Consider the following 15,848-nt stretch of genomic DNA (forward strand, 5'->3'; position numbering starts at 1 on the left):
CCTTGCCGTCCTTCAAGGTGAGTGCCTGTGCGTTGACCCTCTCATCTGCGGCTGCCTACGGTAGAGACCGCTTTCTCACCTCGCGGAGCCGGAGGCCACGCCCTTGACCCAGCGGCCGTACGCCCTGTTCGCCATGTCCGCCGAGAACGTGCCGCAGGTCTTCCCGCCGGAGGTGCTGGCACGGCTGCGGACGCTGGTGGACATCGACCCCGACCTGGTGGCCGAGGACTTCACGGACCCCCGCCTCGCGGGCGCCCTCGCCCGCACCGAGATCCTGGTCACCGGCTGGGGCTGCCCCCGCCTCGACGCCTCCGTCCTCGACGCCGCCCCTAAGCTGCGGGCGGTCCTGCACTCGGCCGGCTCGGTCAAGGGCCTCGCCACGCCCGAGCTGTGGCGGCGCGGCATCGCGGTCAGCTCGGCGGCGGTGGCCAACGCCGTGCCCGTCGCCGAGTACACGCTCGCCATGATCCTGCTCGCCGGGAAGGACCTCTTCGCGGCTCGCGACCGCCTGCGCACCGAGCGCACCTTCCCCGGCTGGGGCCTCGTCCCCGGCATCGGCAACCACGGCCGCCGGGTCGGCGTGATCGGGGCCTCGCGCATCGGCCGCAAGGTGATCGAGCTGCTGCGCCCCTTCGACCTGGTCGTCGGCCTGACCGACCCGTACGTCGACGAGGCGGGCGCCGCCGCACTCGGCGTACCGCTCCTCCCGCTGGACGACCTCCTGCGCACCTCGGACATCGTGACGATCCACGCCCCCGAGACCCCGGAGACCCGCCACCTCATCGGCACCCGCGAGCTGGCCCTGATGCCCGACGGGGCGGTCCTGATCAACACCGCACGCGGCGGCCTGCTCGACCACGACGCCCTGATCGCCGAGCTCCGCGCCGACCGCCTCTCCGCGATCCTCGACGTCACCGACCCCGAGCCCCTGCCCGCCGACTCCCCCCTGTACGACCTGCCGGGCGCCTTCATCACCCCGCATCTGGCGGGCTCCCAGGGCAATGAGGCGGCCCGCCTGGGGCTCGCGGTGGTGGAGGAGGCGGAACGGCTGGGGGCGGGTGGGGAGGTGGCGTACGCGGTGAACCCCGCGGCGTTGGAGAGGGAGGCGTGAGGGGCGGGGAACGGTTGGGGTAGCCGCTCTTCACGCCTCTTCACGGGGCCCTGCTCGATGGCCCCTCGGCGCCACGAGCGCCCCCGAGGGGGACCCGGCGCCGCTCACGCCGGGGCGGGGGCATACCGTGAGGAGTCGTACGCCTGAGCCGGGAGGAGATTACGGATGGGCAGCCGCACCGCACTGGTCGAGGATCTGATGGAGCGATTCCCGCACGTACCGCGGGAAGCCGTCTTCAAGGAGGATCTGCTCCGGGGTGGGGTGGCCTTCGATCCATCTGCCCTCAGTGACAACGAGGACGGCGAGGTCAAGCCGAAGTCGTACTTCATCTTCTCCTTCGACCACGGCACCCTGCCCGAGCTGGGCGAGGCCGCGCTGCGGCGACCGCCGGAGGAGATCATCCTGACCGGCGGGCCGTACGACCTGCGGCGCACCGTCGTCTCGGTGCGGGTGAACCCGTCGTCCCCGTATCGCGTCGCCGCCGATGACGACGGCGTCCTCGGCCTCTACCTCGACGGCAAGCGGATCGCCGACGTCGGTGTGCCGCCGATGCCGGAGTACTACCGGCACACCCTCTCCAACGGGAAGTCGGTCATGGAGGTCGCCCCGACCATCCAGTGGGGCTACCTGATCTACCTCACTGTCTTCCGGGTCTGCCAGTACTTCGGTGCCAAGGAGGAGTGCCAGTACTGCGACATCAACCACAACTGGCGCCAGCACAAGGCGGCCGGCCGGCCGTACACCGGTGTCAAGGACGTCGAGGAGGTCCTGGAGGCCCTGGAGATCATCGACCGGTACGACACGGCGAAGGCATCCACCGCCTACACCCTCACCGGCGGTGCCATCACCAAGACGGTCTCCGGGCGCGACGAGGCCGACTTCTACGGCCACTACGCCAAGGCCATCGAGGAGCGCTTCCCGGGCCGCTGGATCGGCAAGGTCGTCGCCCAGGCGCTGCCGCGCGACGACGTGCAGCGGTTCAAGGACTACGGCGTGCAGATCTACCACCCCAACTACGAGGTGTGGGACGAGTACCTCTTCAAGATGTACTGCCCGGGCAAGGAGCGCTACGTCGGCCGCGACGAGTGGCACAAGCGGATCCTCGACTCGGCGGAGATCTTCGGCGCCCGCAACGTCATCCCCAACTTCGTGGCGGGCGTGGAGATGGCGGAGCCGTTCGGCTTCACGACCGTCGACGAGGCCATCGCGTCCACCACCGAGGGGCTGCGCTTCTTCATGTCCCAGGGCATCACGCCCCGCTTCACCACCTGGTGCCCCGAGCCGACGACCCCGCTGGGCAAGGCCAACCCGCAGGGCGCGCCGCTGGAGTACCACATCCGCCTGCTGGAGTCCTACCGCGCCACCATGGACGAGTTCGGCCTGTCCTCGCCCCCCGGCTACGGCGAGCCCGGCCCCGGCCGCGCGGTGTTCTCGGTCAGCTCCTTCATGGACAGCCTTCCGGCGCAGGAGTCCGCGGCGGTACAGGCGGACTGAATCCGGAGGATTGACGGCACGGGTGAGACGGAAGGGGCTCGCATCCGTACAAGTGGCTGGAGTGGCGAGGACGCGACGGTCTGTCATGACATCTGAACACAGCGCTTGTCAGTTGTGTTGAAGACGTGAAAGGCTCATGCCCTGCCGCGAGGTTCCCCCCAACTCCATTGCCAATATGGCGAGTTGACCTCGCATGTGGATGCAGGAGTCTCATGCCCGACCTGCCGACCCCCCAGGACGCCACCGAGGCCGCGCTGTTCTCCGAGTGCTGGGACGCCGTGCTCTCGTACGCCGATCTGTGCACGGCCGGCTCCACCGCGGCCGGTCAGCTGGCCGCGGAGGCGTTCTCGTCCGGCATACGCGAGGCCCGCGAGGCCGAGACCGTGACCTTCAGGATCGCGGGCCGCCGCTCGGCCCGCCTGCCCCGGATCCCTCTCCTCCTGACCGCCGTACGCACCACGGCGGCCGGGTGGGAGGAGAGCGGGCAGGGCCACAAGCTGGACCCCGACCTGCGCCTGTGGCTCAACTCCGACAAGGCCGCCCGCTACACCGGACCCCCGCTGCAGCGCCCGGTCGCGCTGCGCGCACTGCGCGACATGCAGGAACCGGACGCCGCGCTGCTCTGGCTGGCCGAGGTGGAGGCGCTGCCGCTGCCCGTCGTGGCCCGCCGGCTCGGCCTCGACCCGGACTCCCTGTCCGATGAACTCGCCCAGGTGCGGGGCCTGTTCAGGGACCGCAGCCAGCGCAACCATCTCGACACGCCGATGGACGCGCACTGCCGCAGCTACGCCCGCCTCCTCGACGCCGTCACCCGCTCGACGGGCGCCGACACCCCGGACGACCTCTCCCGTCACCTCGCCACGTGCGTGCAGTGCGCCGAGGCCGCCGCCTGTCTGCGCCTGCACGGCGGCGGCCTGCCCGGTGCCCTCGCCGGCGGTGTCATCGGCTGGGGCGGCCTCGCCTATCTGGAGCGCCGCCGCCGGGCCGCCGAGGTGCGCCTCGGCGCCGGACGCCCCGACCACGGGGACATGGACGGGGGCCCGCCGAACCCTGGGGCGCACAAGGCGCGTGTCGTGCGCAACGGCCTGCTCGTCGCCGCCGTCCTCGTCTCCGCGCTCGCCCTCGCGGTGTCGGTGATGCCCGCCGGCTCCACCGGGGACGGCGCCCCCGCGGGCGGTGACCCCTCCGACCGCCAGCCGGTCGCCGGCCCCGGCTTCACCGCGCCGGTGACCTCTGCCACGCAGCCCGCGTCACACTCGCCGGAACCGTCGCGGACCACCCCGCGCGACGAGTCGCCCGAGCCGAAGAACCCCGACCCGGAGCCCCAGGGCACCACCTCCTCCACGGCCGAGGAGGACGACCCGGACCCGTCCCCGAGCGAGGCGTCGACGTGCAGCGTCCACTACGACCTCGTCAACGAATGGCCCGACGGCTTCCAGGCCACCGTCACCGTCACCACCGAACAGGCCCTCGACGGCTGGCGCGTCGCCTGGTCCTTCCGCGACGGCCAGGAGGTCGGCCAGATGTGGGACGCGAGCTTCGCCCAGAACGGCTCCCGGGTCACCGCCAAGGCCGCCGACTACAACAAGACGATCCGCGCGAACGACACACTCTCCTTCGGGTTCATCGCCTCCTGGGAGGGCGAGAACTCGGCGGCGCACGACTTCACGTTGAACGGGCGCGACTGCGCGAAAACCAGTTGACGGGTGTTCGTGGGGCCGGGCTACAGTGACGGCGGTTCAGAGCGGTGGCCGGTGGCCGCCGCCGAGGGGACGTATCTGACGTAGGTGAGGAGGTGTCGACCGATGGCTGTCTTTGCGATGAGCACTGCCCGCATCCAGTTCGTCAAGTCCACCTCCGCGGCCACCGGCTGATCACACCTGACCTCTCCGCGTCCTGCGTACGCGGCTGCCGGGGCCGCCCTTGTGAAGGGTCACCCGTTGACTTCCACCTCTGTTCACTCCGCGTTGGCTCCCTACGGCTGGGACTCGGCCTGGGCCGACGCGTTCACCCCGTACGACGCCGAGGGGCTGCTGCCCGGGCGGGTCGTGCGGGTCGACCGCGGGCAGTGCGATGTCGTCACCGCCGACGGCGTCGTACGGGCCGACACGGCCTTCGTCACCCCGAACGATCCCCTGCGGGTCGTGTGCACGGGTGACTGGGTCGCCGTCGAACCCGCGGGCAATCCGCGCTACGTACGCGAGTATCTGCCGCGCCGTACCGCCTTCGTGCGCTCCACCTCCTCCAAGCGGTCCGAGGGGCAGATCCTCGCCGCCAACGTCGATCACGCCATCGTCGCCGTGTCGCTGGCCGTCGAACTCGACCTCGGCCGGATCGAACGGTTCCTCGCGCTGGCCTGGGAGTCGGGCGCGCAGCCCGTCGTTGTCCTCACCAAGGCCGACCTCGTGCCGGACGCGGTGACGTTGTCGCATCTCGTCCAGGATGTGGAGACCACGGCGCCGGGGGTGCCCGTGCTCGCGGTCAGCGCCGTGGACGGGGACGGGCTCGACGTGCTCGTCGCCCTCGTGTCCGGCGGTACGTCCGTGCTGCTCGGGCAGTCCGGCGCGGGCAAGTCGACGCTCGCGAACGCGCTGCTCGGCGAGGACGTCATGGAGGTCCAGGCCGCGCGTGACGTCGACGGCAAGGGGCGGCACACGACCACCACGCGCAATCTGCTCGCCCTGCCCGGGGGCGGGGTCCTGATCGACACCCCGGGGCTGCGCGGTGTCGGGCTCTGGGATGCCGGGACGGGGGTCGGCCAGGTCTTCTCGGAGATCGAGGAACTGGCCGAGCGGTGCCGCTTCCTGGACTGCGCGCACGAGGCCGAACCGGGGTGCGCCGTGCTGGCCGCGATCGACGCCGGTGAGTTGCCGCAGCGACGGCTGGAGAGCTACCGCAAGCTGCTGCGGGAGAACCAGCGGATCGTGGCCAAGACGGATGCGAGGGTCCGTGCGGAGCTTCGGCGGGACTGGAAGCGGAAGGGGGCCGAGGGGCGCGCGGCGATGGAGGTGAAGCGGGGGCGTTGGCGGTGACGGTTCCGGTGACTTGGTGGCCGTCTGGGGGGGCTGCCGCCCCCGCACCCCCGCTTCGGCCCTGAACGGGCCTCGTCCTCAAACTCCCCCAGAGGGGGCACCCCCAACGGGCTGGTGGGTCAGCGTCACGTCCGATTTCCGCTAGCCCAGCCCCCGCCCACGGCGGACACTGGACACCGTGATGGACCAAGACACCAGGTACGAGGCGGTCCGCAGCCGGGACGGTCGTTTCGACGGCGAGTTCTTCTTCGCCGTCGAGACGACCGGCATCTACTGCCGTCCCAGCTGCCCGGCGGTCACCCCGAAGCGGCACAACGTGCGGTTCTTCCCGACCGCCGCCGCCGCGCAGGGCTCGGGTTTCCGGGCCTGCCGGCGGTGTCGGCCGGATGCCGTGCCGGGGTCCGCCGAATGGAATGTGCGGGCCGACGCGGTGGGGCGGGCGATGCGGCTGATCGGTGACGGGATCGTCGACCGGGAGGGCGTCGCCGGGCTCGCCGCGCGGCTCGGGTACAGCGCCCGGCAGGTGCAGCGGCAGCTCACCGCCGAGCTCGGCGCCGGGCCGGTGGCGCTCGCGCGGGCCCAGCGGGCGCACACCGCGCGGGTACTTCTGCAGACCACCGAGCTGCCGATCACCGAGATCGCGTTCGCCTCCGGGTTCGCCAGCGTGCGGCAGTTCAACGACACGATCAGGGAGGTGTACGCGTCGACGCCGAGCGAGCTGCGGGCCGCCGCCGCACCGAAAGGCGGTCGGGGCACCCGGCGTACGGGCACTCCGTCGGCCGGGATACCGCTGCGGCTGGCGTATCGGGGCCCGTATCAGAGCGGCGCCGTCTTCGACCTGCTGGAGCGCGAGGCCGTACCCGGAGTGGAGGTGGTGACCGGGCTGCCCGGGCGCCGGACCTATCGGCGCACCCTCCGCCTCCCTCACGGCACCGGAATCGTCGCCGTCGACGAGCGGACCGGTGCCTCCAGGGCACAGGGCGGCGCCCACCCGGGCGGCTGGCTCGACGCCCGTCTCCACCTCACCGACCCCCGCGACCTGACCACCGCCGTCCACCGGCTGCGGCGCCTCTTCGACCTCGACGCCGATCCGTACGCCGTCGACGAGCGGCTCGGCGCCGATGGCCGGCTCGGGCCGATGGTCGCCGCCCGGCCGGGGCTGCGCTCGCCCGGTGCCGCCGACCCGGAGGAGCTGGCGGTTCGGGAACTGGTCGGTCCGGCGGAGGCGGAGCGGCTGGTGGTGCGGTACGGCAAGGCGCTCGACTCGCCCTCCGGCAGCCTCACCCATCTCTTCCCCGAACCGGCCGCCCTCGCCGAGGCCGAGCCCGATGGCCCCCTGGGCGCGCTCGCCGCCGCCCTCGCCGACGGTGCCGTACGGCTGGACCCGGGGGCGGAGCGCGACGCCGCGCAGGCCGCGCTGCTCGGTCTGCCCGGCCTCGACGCCCGTACCGTCGCCGTCATCCGCACCCGCGCCCTCGGTGACCCGGACGTCGCCCCGCCCGGCGTCGACGTCCCCGACAGCTGGCGCCCCTGGCGCTCCTACGCCTGGCAACACCTGCGTGCAGCAGGGGAGTTGGAGTAAGCATGACCGCCCTGACCATCCACTGGACCGAGCTCGACAGCCCGCTCGGCCGCATCCTCCTCACCGCCGACCCGACGACCGGCGCCCTGACCTCCCTCTCCGTGCCGGGGCAGAAGGGCGGCCGCACCGTCCAGGACGGCTGGCGCCACGACCCCGCGCTCTTCCGCGCGGCCGAGGAACAGCTCACCGCCTACTTCGCCGGTGAACTCAAGGAGTTCCAGCTGGAGTTGCGCAGCGAGGGGAGTGAGTTCCGGGAGCGGGTGTGGGCCGCCCTCGGCACCGTTCCGTACGGCGCGACGACCACGTACGGCGAGATCGCCGCGCGCATCGGTGCGCCCCGCGCCGCCGTTCGGGCGGTCGGCGGTGCGATCGGAGCCAACCCGCTGCTGGTCCTGCGTCCGTGCCATCGCGTGATCGGCGCCGACGGGTCACTGACCGGGTACGCGGGCGGCCTCGAACGCAAGGTGCGGCTGCTCACGCTGGAGGGGGCGATCCAGGGCGCGGGGTGACGAGTCCGAGGTGGGCCGTCTTCTAGGGCCGGCCTGATCCTCCGGACAGGCTCCAGGCCCGTCGGCCTAGTCCGTGCGCGGCAGCCCCCACGCAGGTGCCTCCTCGTTCGGCCGTACCGGTGCGATCCTCAGGTCCGGGCGGTCGCCGCACGCCGTGATCAGGGCCGACCGGCCCTTCGGCAGGGCGACGCGGATCGCCCCCTCGTCGGCGTCGGAGTACCGCAGCGGCCGGCCCTGGTCGTCCCGCACGTCGACCGGCTCCGCGATGCCATGCCGTACGACGCAGGGGGCGCCCGCCTCGCTGGTCAGCCGTACCCAGCGGGTGGCCCCGCCCTCGCGGACCGCCGACAGCAGGAAGGCGCCCTGCGTGCGGAAGTCGTGCACCGTCAGGTCGGCCCAGGCGGCGGGGAGGGCCGGGAAGACGCGGATCACTCCGCCCCAGGACTGGCAGACCATGTCGTGCAGGGACTGGGCCGCCGACAGCGGGGTCTCGATGACCGGGCCCGACTCCTTGTACATGGTGTTGGGCTGGATGAAACGGGCCATCAGCTCGCCCAGGTACCTCAGCGCGTCCTCGCCCTTGCCGAGCAGCGCCGACATCGACGCCGCGCCGGTGAACGTGTAGCCCTGCAGGGCGCCCTCGAAGCCCACCCAATGCGCCAACGACCGCTCGATCAGGGCGCGTTCGTCGGGCGTGCGGCCGGTCAGCTCGTACAGCGGGTACACCGCGAGCAGGTGTGAGTAGTGGCGGTGAGACTTCGCGAACGGGATGTCCGCGCCGATCATGAAGCCGTTCGCGTCGGTCGGGTACGGCGCCCGCCTGGCCAGCACCTCGCGCCAGCGCGGCGCCAACTCGTCGTCGATGCCGAGGAGTTCGGCCGAGTCGAGGAGCGTACGGCAGCCCCAGGTCAGCAGCATCAGGTCGTAGTTGCAGTCCTGTGAGTTGCCGCCGTACTCCGGGGAGAAGGTGGCCGGGAGGTGCAGCCGGCCGTCCGGGCCGGGCTCCAGGAAGTGCAGGTAGTAGGTGATCGCCTTGCGGAGCAGGGGGAAGAGGACGTCTCCGAGGATCGACTCGTCCATCGTGTGGCGGTAGCTGAGCCAGACGTTGTGCAGCGCCCAGGTGAGGTTGCCGACCTCCGGGGTCGGCGGGTCCTGGCCGGGGATGCCGACGCCGTAGCCCATGAGGGTGCTGGCGGCGCCGTTGACCAGCCGGGGGTCCGTGGTGCGCGGGATGCCGAGGGAGTCGGCGCGGTACGGGGCAGCCGTCTCCTTGGCCAAGTTGTCCCGGAACTCGCCGAGCGAGCGGGTGATCGCGTCGAGTTCGAGGTGGTTGGAGCCGTGGATCAGCCAGTACTCCAACTGGGCGTTGAGGTTCCACCAGGTGTTGGGCCAGGGCGTGGACTCCAGCCAGGGTCCGCAGGTCGCCATCACCGGGGCGTCGCGGCGGGCGGCGGAGGCGGTCTTGTAGAGCTGGATCCAGTAAAAGCGCTGGAGTCGGGCGTCGGGCACGGAGAGGAAGCTCTTGCGGTAGTAGGTGTGCCACCAGGCGCGGTGCGTCAGCGCCAGGGCGGAGTAGGGGAGCGGGCTCGCCCTGCGTACGGCCCTGAGCGCCCGGTCCAGCGCCGTCGTCCCCGGGTGGGAGTGCGCGACATGGACGTACAGCGTCCGCGCCGTGCCGCCGCTGCGGCGCTCCCGCCACGCCGTCACATGCTGGCCGCCCGCCAGCAGGGGCTGTACGGCGGCGGACACTCCGTCGTGCTCGGCGACCTCGGCGGGCGGATTGCCCCGGTAGCCGTCGGGGAGCGGTTTGAAGGCCGCGCGGGGGCTGATCGCGTCCGCCGGGTGGAACACCCACCGGAAGCCGCGCTCACCCGCGCTCGGGGTGACCTCGACGGCGAGGACCGAGCGGTCGGTGTGGACCAGGGCGCGCAGGGCGAGCGTGCCCTGGTCCGTGGTGAGCGTGCCGGTCAGTTCGGCGTCCCGCAGGCCGAGGCGCCAGTCCAGGCCGGTGATCGTGCCCACCGGCTCCAGGGTGAAGTGGCCGATCGGGAGGCGGGCCAGCCCGAAGAGGGAGCCGTACTCGGGGCGGTGGTCCTGCACCTCGGAGTGCTGGACGTTGAAGCGGACGGCGCTCGTCTCGGCGCCCGGCTCGGCGTAGATGCCGGAACCGAGGAAGCCGTTGCCGAGGAAGGGGCCCTCGTACCAGGTCGTGGGCATGCGCTGCCAGACGAGGTCGGCGTCGGCGAGGACGGTGCGCCAAGGGTCGGAAGGGCCGTCGTGGGTGGCCTTCCCGTCGGTTTCGGGGTCGGCCGCGCTTGCCTGGGCGGGGAGCCCGCCGGTGAGGAGGGTCCCGCCGAGAGCGGATCCGGTGGCGAGCACGGTACGTCTGGACGGGCTGGGCATTGCGCCTCCCGGCGGCTCGTACAGTTACGTCTGCGATTCATCGGAGCTATCCCGCGACGCAACGTAGAGAAGGGGTGCCAGGTCGTCAATATGGCGGGAGAGACCCGATGTGTCAGCCCCAGATCACCGCGCCCAACCACGCCCCCGCGATCAGCTCGCAGGTGAACAGCTCCACCAGCACACTCGACCCGCCCGACCGCATCGCCGTCCGAAGCGCGGCCATCGCCTCACCGTGGCGGCCGAGTCGGAGGCGTTCCTCGATGTAGATGCCGGCCATGAAGCCGGGGATCGCGCCCAGGACGGGGATCAGGAAGAAGCCGAAGAAGGAGCCCGCTCCGGCGTACGCCGCCATACGACGGCTCGCCCAGCTCGGGCGCAGTTGGCGGGGCGGCAGTGCCCAGCGCACCACCTGGGAGAGGAACAGCGCGACGGTGGCCCCCACGAGCACCCACCACGCGACCGGCTGGGGGTCCTTCAGCGCCCACCACATGACCGCGGCCCACACCAGCCACGACCCCGGCACCCCGGGCACCAGTACTCCGCACAGGCCGAGCAGGAGGACCAGGCCGACCAGCAGGAGGTCCCACACTCCCATCTGACCAGAGTGCCGGAGCCGACGAGAACACGCAGATCAGCGGTTACGCCGTCGGTGCATCCCTGTCATCGCTGTCATCCCCGTCACCCCTGCCGCTCCCGGGCCACCCACCCCCGCTCATACGCGTGCCACCCCAGCTGCAGCCGAGTCGTCACCCCGGTCAGCTCCATCAGCCGCTTCACCCGGCGCTGCACGGTCCTCAGGCCCAGGTCCAGCTGCTTGGCCACGCTCGCGTCGGTCAGGCCGGCCAGCAGCAGGGAGAGCACCTCCAGGTCGGTCTCGTCGGGCCCGTCCGGCTGCTGCTCGGTGACGCCGGACGTGCCGAGCCGGACCGGCAGTGCCTCCCGCCACACCGACTCGAACAGCCCGGAGAGGAGCTCCAGGAGCCCGCTCGCGTGGACGACCAGCGCGGCCGGCTCCGAGGTGTGCGAGGTGAGCGGTACGAGGGCGAGGGTGCGGTCGGCGATCACCAGCTTGGTCGGGACCTGCTCCACCACCCGTACCTGCTCCTCGCGGCCGAGCGCGGCGGACAGCTCGGTGATGCCGTGCGGCTGGTCCAGGACGGAGCGCTCCAGGACCACCCGGTAGCGCACGCCGCGATCGGCGGCCTGCTCCTCCGCGTCGTTCTCCATGCCGGTGACGGCGACCGGACTGCCGGTGACCAGTGCGCACACCTCCTCGCTCGCGCCGAGCTGGAGCTGCAGGAACCGCTGCGACACCGCGGCCGCCCCGATCACCACCTCGACCAGGTCGTGCACGGCGGGCTCGGTGGTCCCCGCCCGGTACTCCTCGGCGAGCATCGCGGCGGCCAGCTCCGCCTTCTCCAGCTCGTGCCGCTGCTGGGTGAGCAGGGCGCCCAGCGCCACCCCGGGCGGCGCGGCGACCCAGCGGCCGGGGCGCGCGGAGGACTGGGCCGCGAGTCCGTGCCGCTCCAGTCGGCGCAGGGCGCGCTCGGTGTCGTACTCGCCGAGTGTCAGCCGCCGCGCGAGATCCGGTAGGTCGGCGGCGCCCACGGACACCAGGGCCCGGTACGCGGATTCATGCGTCTCGTCGAGACCGATCGCTCCCAGCATCGGGCCGCGCCCCTCCCCAAGTCGAACACCGGTGTCCGGCCCGTGGCGGAAAACGGCCACGGCGGAAAACCGCCTCCGCACATCATCGCCGCACCACCCGTCACTCTGCCAAGGTGTCGCCACCGCAGCATCAACCACCGCCCGCTTTGCCCGACTTGGGCCTCCTTGGCCTGCGCTTTCGCGCCGCCGGGCAGGCGGCAGCACGGGAAGAGACGATCTTGGGGAGAGCGATACCGCGTACGGCGCTGGGCGCGGCGACCGCCGCCATCCTGGCCGTGACGACAGCCGTACCCACGCACGCGGCAACCGCCGCATCGACGCACGCGGCAACCGCCGTACCCGCACCCGGGGCCACCCCCGGCGCCACCCCCGGCGCCACCCCCGGCTCGGGCGCCGGCTCCGTCGTCACCCTCGTCACCGGCGACCGTGTCCTCGTCACCCGGGACGGGGCGGTCGCCCTGCCCGGCGCGGACGGCACGACCCCCTTCACCCAGACCCGCCGGTCCGGCGACGACCTGTACGTCTACCCCCAGGCCGCGGTCGAGGCGATCGCCGACGGCCTGGTCGACGAGGAGCTCTTCAACGTCACCGGCCTGGTCCGCCAGGGCTACGACGACGCGCACCGCCGCACGCTCCCGCTGATCGCCACGTACGACCGCTCCGTCGCCCGAACCGTCCCGCCCACCCCGCGCGGCGCCGAACGCGGCCTCGTCCTCGACCCGATCGACGCGGTCGCCCTGGAGGCCGACAAGAAGAAGGCAGCCGACTTCTGGGCGGACCTCACGAACCCCCGATCCCGCGCGGCCGGCGACCTGAAGAAGCTGTGGCTCGACGCCAAGGTCGAGGCCACCCTCGACCGCTCGACCCGCCAGGCGCACGCCCCCGAGGCCTGGGCCGCCGGATACGACGGCAAGGGCACCAAGGTCGCCGTCCTCGACACCGGCGTCGACGCCGAACACCCCGACCTCAAGGGCCGTATCACCGCGTCGAAGAACTTCACCGACTCCCCGGACGACGGCGACCACAACGGCCACGGCACCCACACCACCTCCACCGTCGGCGGCACGGGCGCCGCGAGCGACGGCAGGAAGAAGGGCGTCGCCCCCGCAGCCGACCTCCTCAACGCCAAGGTCCTCAACGACTACGGCTCCGGCGAGACCTCGTGGATCATCGCCGGTATGCAGTGGGCCGTCGACCAGGGCGCCGACGTCGTCTCGATGAGCCTCGGCAACCCGGCCCGCACCGACTGCACGGACCCGATGGCCCAGGCGACGGAGGAGCTGGCCCGGGCCGGCGAGAACACCCTCTTCGTCATCGCCGCGGGCAACACCGGACCCGGCAACAACACGGTCTCGTCCCCGGGTTGCGCCCCGAGCGTCCTGACCGTCGGCGCCGTCGACCGCGACGACTCCACGGCCTCCTTCTCCAGCCGCGGCCCGGCGTACGGCTCGCACACCCTCAAGCCGGAGATCGCCGCACCGGGCGTCGGCATCTCCGCGGCGCAGGCGGGCGGGCGCGGCGTGTACGCGTATCAAGCCATGAGCGGTACGTCGATGGCGACCCCGCATGTCGCGGGTGCCGCGGCGATCGTCAAGCAGCGCCACCCCGACTGGAGCGCCCAGCGGATCAAGGCGGCCCTCGTCGCCTCCGCCGACGCGGACATCCCCGGCCACGTGCGCGAGACGGGCGGCGGGCGCCTCGACGTCGGCGCCGCGATCGACCAGAAGGTGCTGGGCGCACCCGCGCTCCAGGCCGGGACCTTCACCTGGCCGCAGGACGCGAGCGACCGCACGACGGTCGCCGTGCCCTACACCAACACCACGGACAGGGCGGTGGAGTTGAAGCTGACGGTGCCCGCCGTCACCGGCAACGACGGCTCCACCGTCCGCTCAACGGTCGCCCGGCTCGGCGCCCGCTCGGTCACCGTCCCAGCCGGGGCCACGGTCGAGGTCCCCCTGCGGATCGACCCGACGGCCACGCTCAAGCGGGCCCAGTACGGCGACATCACCGGCCGCGTCCTCGCCACGGCAGACGACGGCGGCACCGTCTCCACGCCCTTCGCGCTGTACGTCCAGCCCGAGACCGTCACCCTGCGCGTGAAGCTGATCGACCGCCTCGGCAAGCCCGCCGACGGTGCCTCCTCCGTCGACCTGATCGGCACCGACGACGCGAGCGGGGAGCGCCGCTTCAACGAGGGCGCCGGCGATCAGACGTACCGGATCCGCCCCGGCGCGTACTTCCTCTCCAGCTTCGTCACGACCCCCGGGACCGGGGGCACGCTCCTCGACTCGCTCACCTACCTCGGCCGTCCGCAGCTGGAGATCCGCGACGACACGACCGTCGTCCTCGACGCCCGCAAGGCCCACCGCCTGACCGTCAGGACGGACCGACCGTCCGAACTCCGGGGCGCCACCCTCGGATTCGCCCGCAGCTGGGACGACACCTGGCTGCACGCGGGCACCGCGGTCGGCGGACGCGAGCTGCGCGGCTACTACGCCTCCGTCACCGGCAGGGCGAGCGACGGGGACTTCGAGTTCGACAGCTTCTGGCGCGCGGCGGCCCCGCAGATCACCGAACTCGCCGTGGCGGGCGGCCGCTCCCTGCACCCGACCACCGCCTCCTTCAGCTCCGCCAACCTCGACGGCACGGGCCGGGCGCCGCTCTTCGACGCCAAGTCCGGTACGGAGGACGAACTTTCGGGAGCGGCCGGAAAGATCGCGCTCGTCGGGATCCCGGACGGCGGGAGCGCGTACGAGGTCGCGACGCGCGCGAAGGCGGCAGGCGCCGTGGCGGTCCTCGTCCACCGTGACGCCCCGGGCCGCTGGTACCCGTCGGCCGGCTTCACCGGCGGCCCGCTGCCGGTCCTCGCCGTCCCGGCGGACGAGGCGAAGGCGCTGCTCGCGGCCGGGGACGTGACCCTGCGGTGGAAGGCCACCGCCAAGAGCCCGTACGTCTACAACCTCGCCTTCCCGGAGAAGGGCCCGATCGGCGACGACCGCACCTACCGCGTCCGGGACCGGGACCTGGCGGCGACGACGGCGACGTACCGCTCGATGGCGTCCGCCGCCACCGACCACATCGACCTGACCTCCATGACCCGCCCGAACGGCCTGACCGGCTACTTCGGCGCGCTGGAGACGGTCCCCGCGCCCTTCCGGCGCACCGAGTACCACTCGCCGGGCGCCACCGGCTGGGAGCACGAGGTGTCCAGCAGCTTCCCGTGGGGCGAGTTCATGATCGACCCCATGCGGACGTACGAGAAGGGGGAGCGGCGGACCGAGGAGTGGTACGGCGGCGTCCTCGCACCGGCGACCCCGCTCGACGACAGCGGCCGGCCGGCCCTCGCAGCCGAACGGCAGGGCAACCTGATCGGCGTGGCGCCCGGCTTCTGGGGCGACGGTCAACACCAGGGAGTGCAGGGGAGCTTCGGTGACATCGGCGGCATGACCCTGCGGCGGGGCGGCGAGACGATCGGCCAGAGCCCGTACCCGTTCGGGGTGTTCACGGTCCCGGCCGAGGAGTCGACGTACGAACTCACCCTCGACACCGCGAAGATCGGCCCTCCGTCCCGGGCCTGGAATCGCTCGACGAGCACGACGACGACCTGGTCCTTCCGCTCGGCGCCGGACGAGGACACGTACTCGCAGGGCATACCGTTGCTGTTCCCGAGGTACACGCTCCCGGAGGACGGTCTGAAGACACTCCCCGCCGAGGACGGTCAGGCGATCACCCTCACGGCGACGGGGCACGCGGGCTACGAGCCCGGGGAGTTGACCGAGGCCGGGCTCGCCTACTCGTACGACGACGGTGAGACATGGACCGAGGCGCGGACGGAACGGCAGGACGACGGGAGCTGGAAGGCGGTCGTGAACCACAGCGCAGCGACAGGAAAACCGGTCACACTCAAGGCAATCCTGACCGATGCCAACGGCACTTCGGTCACCCAGATCGTGACCCGGGCCTACGACGTGCGCTGACGCGCGCGAAGGGGATCTGGGCCCGGGTCACACGGCAGTCGCCGGGCGGCTCTCCCGTGGGGGGTGGGGCTG

At 72.3% G+C, this 15,848-nt stretch carries 10 protein-coding genes; 7 read left to right on the forward strand and 3 right to left on the reverse strand.

Going from position 1 to position 15,848, the window contains the following annotated elements; genetic code table 11:
• Positions 1 to 103 precede the first annotated feature (103 nt).
• The 6 genes from ACIA8X_RS16915 to ACIA8X_RS16940 all read left to right on the forward strand — a co-directional run bounded on the left by ACIA8X_RS16915 (position 104) and on the right by ACIA8X_RS16940 (position 7,728).
• Positions 104 to 1,111, forward strand: a complete 1,008-nt coding sequence (locus tag ACIA8X_RS16915; RefSeq protein WP_393447823.1) for a hydroxyacid dehydrogenase — start codon at positions 104 to 106, stop codon at positions 1,109 to 1,111.
• 165 nt (positions 1,112 to 1,276) lie between these two features.
• Positions 1,277 to 2,605: a radical SAM protein gene (locus ACIA8X_RS16920; protein WP_393447825.1), complete on the forward strand. Its 1,329-nt coding sequence runs from the start codon at positions 1,277 to 1,279 to the stop codon at positions 2,603 to 2,605.
• A 212-nt stretch (positions 2,606 to 2,817) separates the two neighbouring features.
• Positions 2,818 to 4,308, forward strand: coding sequence for a cellulose binding domain-containing protein (locus ACIA8X_RS16925; RefSeq protein ID WP_393447827.1), 1,491 nt, complete (start codon positions 2,818 to 2,820; stop codon positions 4,306 to 4,308).
• Positions 4,309 to 4,545: 237 nt separating this feature from the next.
• Positions 4,546 to 5,637 (forward strand): ribosome small subunit-dependent GTPase A, encoded by a 1,092-nt coding sequence (gene rsgA / locus ACIA8X_RS16930; protein ID WP_393447829.1) that lies wholly within the window; start codon positions 4,546 to 4,548, stop codon positions 5,635 to 5,637.
• 181 nt (positions 5,638 to 5,818) lie between these two features.
• On the forward strand, positions 5,819 to 7,219 hold the full coding sequence (locus tag ACIA8X_RS16935) for an AlkA N-terminal domain-containing protein (RefSeq protein WP_393448079.1): 1,401 nt from the start codon (positions 5,819 to 5,821) through the stop codon (positions 7,217 to 7,219).
• 2 nt (positions 7,220 to 7,221) lie between these two features.
• Positions 7,222 to 7,728 carry a methylated-DNA--[protein]-cysteine S-methyltransferase gene (locus ACIA8X_RS16940; protein WP_393447831.1) on the forward strand — a complete coding sequence of 169 codons (507 nt, stop codon included), beginning with the start codon at positions 7,222 to 7,224 and terminating at the stop codon, positions 7,726 to 7,728.
• Positions 7,729 to 7,794: 66 nt separating this feature from the next.
• Here ACIA8X_RS16940 and ACIA8X_RS16945 read toward each other — a convergent pair whose 3' ends face one another.
• From ACIA8X_RS16945 to ACIA8X_RS16955, 3 genes are all read right to left on the reverse strand, one after another.
• A complete protein-coding gene (locus ACIA8X_RS16945; RefSeq protein WP_399458566.1) occupies positions 7,795 to 10,131 on the reverse strand; it encodes a glycosyl hydrolase family 95 catalytic domain-containing protein in 2,337 nt (778 codons plus the stop codon).
• A 112-nt stretch (positions 10,132 to 10,243) separates the two neighbouring features.
• The gene (locus ACIA8X_RS16950) at positions 10,244 to 10,726 is read right to left on the reverse strand and encodes a DUF456 domain-containing protein (protein ID WP_393447835.1); all 483 of its coding nucleotides are present in this window, start codon (positions 10,724 to 10,726) and stop codon (positions 10,244 to 10,246) included.
• An 83-nt stretch (positions 10,727 to 10,809) separates the two neighbouring features.
• On the reverse strand, positions 10,810 to 11,799 hold the full coding sequence (locus ACIA8X_RS16955; RefSeq protein WP_393447837.1) for a helix-turn-helix transcriptional regulator: 990 nt from the start codon (positions 11,797 to 11,799) through the stop codon (positions 10,810 to 10,812).
• Positions 11,800 to 12,017: 218 nt separating this feature from the next.
• On the opposite strand from ACIA8X_RS16955, the gene ACIA8X_RS16960 reads away from it, so the two are divergent.
• A complete protein-coding gene (locus ACIA8X_RS16960; protein WP_399458567.1) occupies positions 12,018 to 15,776 on the forward strand; it encodes a S8 family peptidase in 3,759 nt (1,252 codons plus the stop codon).
• Positions 15,777 to 15,848: the final 72 nt, after the last annotated feature.

It is taken from the genome of Streptomyces sp. NPDC051738 (assembly GCF_044453205.1).
Lineage (GTDB): Bacteria > Actinomycetota > Actinomycetes > Streptomycetales > Streptomycetaceae > Streptomyces.